The sequence below is a fragment of the Pseudonocardia sp. SID8383 genome, assembly GCF_009864975.1.
Taxonomy (GTDB): domain Bacteria; phylum Actinomycetota; class Actinomycetes; order Mycobacteriales; family Pseudonocardiaceae; genus Pseudonocardia; species Pseudonocardia alni.
Genome location: NZ_WWFY01000688.1, coordinates 1 through 3,693, shown reverse-complemented (window position 1 = coordinate 3,693; position 3,693 = coordinate 1). Strand labels below are relative to the sequence as shown.

At 75.7% G+C, this 3,693-nt stretch carries 6 protein-coding genes; 3 read left to right on the top strand and 3 right to left on the bottom strand.

Annotated features, from left to right (window positions below; translation table 11 throughout):
* Together GTW08_RS16770 and dut are read right to left on the bottom strand one after the other, a co-directional pair.
* Positions 1 to 247, bottom strand: a 247-nt coding sequence (locus GTW08_RS16770; RefSeq protein ID WP_237453909.1) for a hypothetical protein, incomplete at its 3' end; no start/stop codon positions are given.
* A 24-nt stretch (positions 248 to 271) separates the two neighbouring features.
* Positions 272 to 787, bottom strand: a complete 516-nt coding sequence (gene dut, locus GTW08_RS16765; RefSeq protein WP_083474710.1) for a dUTP diphosphatase — start codon at positions 785 to 787, stop codon at positions 272 to 274.
* A 25-nt stretch (positions 788 to 812) separates the two neighbouring features.
* On the opposite strand from dut, the gene GTW08_RS16760 reads away from it, so the two are divergent.
* Entirely contained in the window at positions 813 to 1,310 is a 498-nt protein-coding gene (locus GTW08_RS16760) for a DUF3093 domain-containing protein (RefSeq protein WP_073576993.1), read from the top strand.
* A 73-nt stretch (positions 1,311 to 1,383) separates the two neighbouring features.
* Here GTW08_RS16760 and GTW08_RS16755 read toward each other — a convergent pair whose 3' ends face one another.
* On the bottom strand, positions 1,384 to 1,686 hold the full coding sequence (locus tag GTW08_RS16755) for a DUF4193 domain-containing protein (RefSeq protein WP_010223990.1): 303 nt from the start codon (positions 1,684 to 1,686) through the stop codon (positions 1,384 to 1,386).
* 313 nt (positions 1,687 to 1,999) lie between these two features.
* On the opposite strand from GTW08_RS16755, the gene GTW08_RS16750 reads away from it, so the two are divergent.
* Complete coding sequence (locus GTW08_RS16750; RefSeq protein WP_073576994.1) at positions 2,000 to 3,085, top strand: phosphotransferase family protein; 1,086 nt, start codon at positions 2,000 to 2,002, stop codon at positions 3,083 to 3,085.
* Positions 3,085 to 3,693 (top strand): envelope integrity protein Cei (cei, locus tag GTW08_RS16745; protein ID WP_237453908.1); only part of this gene is annotated, 609 nt, incomplete at its 3' end. The genes GTW08_RS16750 and cei, both read left to right, overlap by 1 nt.

Below are 3,693 nucleotides of genomic sequence, written 5' to 3'. Positions count from 1 at the left end.
GGCCGGCGGCGGGTACGGGGCCGTTGCGCCCCGGCGCGGGCGGCCTGCCGTTCGGCGCACCGGGTCCGGAACCGTTGCGCGGGGCCGCGCCGTTCACCGGCGGCGCCCCGCGACGGACGTCCTGCTCGGCGTAGTGGTCGGCGTAGTCGTCGAAGTCGTCGATGTCGGAGTCGCCGTAGCCGGGATAGCCCGGATAGGCACCCGTCCCGGTGTCCTCGACCCCGTCCTCGGGACGGATGTCGAACATCCGACCGCGTGCGCGTCCCGGCATCTACTGGTCCCCTCCCCCGGCGACGAGCGCGGCGTTCCCGCCGGTCGAGCCGTGACCGGCGGCGCCGCGTACCGACGCGGGCAGCGCGGTGACCTCCACGAACCGGGCCGTCTCGACCCGCTGCACCACCAGCTGCGCGATGCGGTCCCCCCGGCGCAACTCCACCGGCGTGTCCGGGTCGGTGTTGACCAGGCACACCGTGATCTCGCCGCGGTACCCGGCGTCCACGGTGCCGGGCGCGTTGACGATCGACAACCCGCAGCGGGCCGCGAGGCCGGACCGCGGGTGCACGAACCCGGCGTAGCCCTCGGGCAGTGCGATCGCCACCCCGGTCCCGACGAGCGCCCGGCGCCCGGGCTGGAGGACCACGTCGGTGGTCGTCACGAGGTCGGCCCCGGCGTCCCCGGGCCGCGCGTACGCGGGGTGGGGGACGTCGGGGTCGAGCCGCGTCAGCAGGACGTCGACGGACGCTGCTGCCGGCGGCTGGTCCGGGGGAGCGGGCACGGAACCGGGCACGGCGGGCGACGCTACCCTGGGCCTCGTGAGCGAACGGGTTCCGGAGACCGACTCTGCGACGGCTGGCCCTGCTGCGTTCGACGAGCGGTTGTCCGTCCCGGTGTGGTGGTACCTGCTCGCCGTCGGGCTCGGTGTCCTGATGGGCGCGCAGATCCACATGGGCTATCCCGGCCTGCGGGCGTGGCTGGGCTATCTGGTCATGGTGCCGCTGTGCGTCGGCGTCCTGTGGTGGATGGGCCGCAGCCGCACCACCGTCCGCGACGGCGTGCTGATCTCGAACGGCCGGGAGCTGCCGCTGTCCGCGGCCGGGGTCACCGACACCGTCGCGCGCGCCGACAAGCAGCAGGCGATGGGCCCCGACCTCGACCCGCAGGCCTACGTGCTGCACCGGGCGTGGGTGGGGCCGCTGGTGCGGGTCCAGGCGACCGGCCGCGACGAGCCCTACTGGGTGCTCAGCACGCGCCGTCCCGACGCGCTGCGGGCGGCGATCGCCGCGCAGGCGCCGCACCCCCAGCAGAGCTGACCCCGCGGACACACGACGGGCCCCGGCGGAATCCGCCGGGGCCCGTCGTCGTGGTCCCGCAGTGCGGGCCCGGTCAGGCCGCGCAGTCGCGGCAGAGGAACTGCCCGCCCGAGGTGCTGGCGAGACGGCTCCGGTGGTGCACCAGGAAGCAGCTCGCACAGGTGAACTCGTCCGCCTGCTTCGGCAGGACGTTCACCGTCAGCTCCTCGCCCGACAGGTCCGCGCCCGGGAGCTCGTAGCTCTCCGCGGTGTCGGTCTCCTCGACGTCGACGACCGCGGACTGCGCCTCGTTGCGGCGCTGCTTGAGCTCGTCGAGCGAGTCCTCGGCCATCTCGTCGGCCTCATTGCGACGTGGGGCGTCGTAGTCGGTCGCCATCAGGTCTCACCCTTGCCTTACGTCCGTGCTGCTCGATTCGGCCCTCGAACAGCGGTACTTCGCATCGGTTGGTCGTCGCGTGCCGCTGAGGAACGTCGCGGGAAGCGGGTTTGTGCCCGGCTCCCGGAGTGACGCCGGTCTCACCTTCCCCGCAGGTCCGGGTGGCTCGTCCGTCGCGCGTCCTGTCGCGGCCGGTCCGGCACCGGCGGCGGGGAGGGTAGCCCAGCGTCCGGCGGGCGTCGCGGCGAGTCCCCCGATCACGCCGGGTGTCGCCCGGGCGCGGGCGCCGCCGGGCGCACTAGTGTCGCCCGGTGTGACGACGAGCGCCCGCACGCCCACGCCCGGTGCCGACCCCGCCACCGTCGGCGCGTGGCTGTCCACGGCCCTCGGCGACGAACGGTGGCGCGAGGCGCAGCTCACCTCGATCGGCGCCGGGCGGTCCAACCTGACCTACCGGGTCTCCTCCCCCGCCGGCGCCGTCGTGCTGCGTCGTCCGCCGGTCGGCGAGGTCGCCGCGACCGCCCACGACATGGGCCGCGAGCAGCGCGTGATCTCCGCTCTCGGGCCGAGCGCCGTGCCCGTCCCCGCGGTGCTGGCCGCCGACGACGGCGACGTGCTCGGCGCCCCCTGCTTCGTGATGGAGCTCGTCGACGGCGTCGTGCCGCTCGACGACCTGCCCGAGGGCTGGGCGTCCACCGAGGCGCAGCGCCGCGCCGCGGGCGACGCGCTGATGGACGTGCTGGCCGCGCTGCACGCCGTCGACCCGGCCGCGGCGGGGCTGGGTGACTTCGGTCGCCCGGACGGCTTCATGGAGCGCCAGATCCGGCGCTGGGGCACGCAGTGGGCCGCCGCCCGCGACGGCGACGACCCGGTCCCCGTCGACGCCGACGAGGAGTCCGAGCTCACCCGGCTGTCCGAGCGGCTGGCCGCCGACGTCCCCGCCGCGCAGCGGCACACCGTCGTGCACGGCGACTACCGGCTCGACAACTGCGTGTTCGACGCCGAGGACCCCGGCCGCATCCGCGCGGTGCTGGACTGGGAGATGTCCACCCTCGGCGACCCGCTGGCCGACCTCGGGCTGCTGCTCGTCTACTGGAAGCAGGAGGGCGACGACGCGGTCTGGTCCGCGGCCCAGCCGCTGCCGAGCCCGACCGGCCTGCCCGGCTTCCCGACGCGGCGCGAGCTCGTCGGGGGCTACACCGCGCGCACCGGCCTCGACGCCGGCCCGCTGCCCTGGTACGTCGGGTTCGGCGCGTTCAAGCTGGCCGTCGTGCTCGCCGGGATCCTGGCCCGGGTCCGGGCCGGGTCGGTGCCCGAGGAGATGGCCGAGGGCCTCGACGGGTCGGTCGGCCCGCTCGTCGCGCTGGGGCACCACGTCCTGGACGGAGGGTCGTTCTGATGCTTCCCACCCGTACCCGCGGCGACCGTCCCTACGAGCGGCGCCGGTCCCGCCCCATCCTGGTCACCACCGCGCTGCTGGCCGTGCTGGCCGTGGCCACGTGGGCGGTCGTGCTGGGCACCGCTTCGGACGGCTCGGCGTCGACGAACTGCCCGGCGCCGTCGTCGGGGACCCTGGCGGGCTCCGAGATCGACCGGGCCGAGCTCGACTCCGCCGCCCCCACCGCCCCGGACGACGTCCGTTTCCAGGTCCTCAACGCCGGCGGGCAGCGCGGGCAGGCGAACCTGGTCTCGGCCGAGCTGAAGGACCTGCAGTTCGGCGAGGCCGGGACGCCGGGCAACGACCCCGCGTTCCCGGAGGGGGACCTGGACTGCATCGGGCAGCTGCGCTTCGGTCCGGACGGCGCGGCGTCGGCGTCGACGCTGGCGCTCGCGCTGCCGTGCGTCGAGCTGATCCGCGACGACCGGCAGGGCGCGGTGGTCGACGTCGTCGTCGGGTCGGCGTTCACCGACGTCGCACCGGGCCGCGCGGCCCGCGACGTGCTGGACCAGCTGTCCGCGCCGGGGACCGAGGGCGGTCCGCGGGCGGACCCGGGCCTGCTGGCCCAG

Bases quoted from the DNA above. Each gene is read 5' to 3' on its own strand.
- GTW08_RS16755 (WP_010223990.1), bottom strand. From the start codon at position 1,686: ATGGCGACCGACTACGACGCCCCACGTCGCAATGAGGCCGACGAGATG.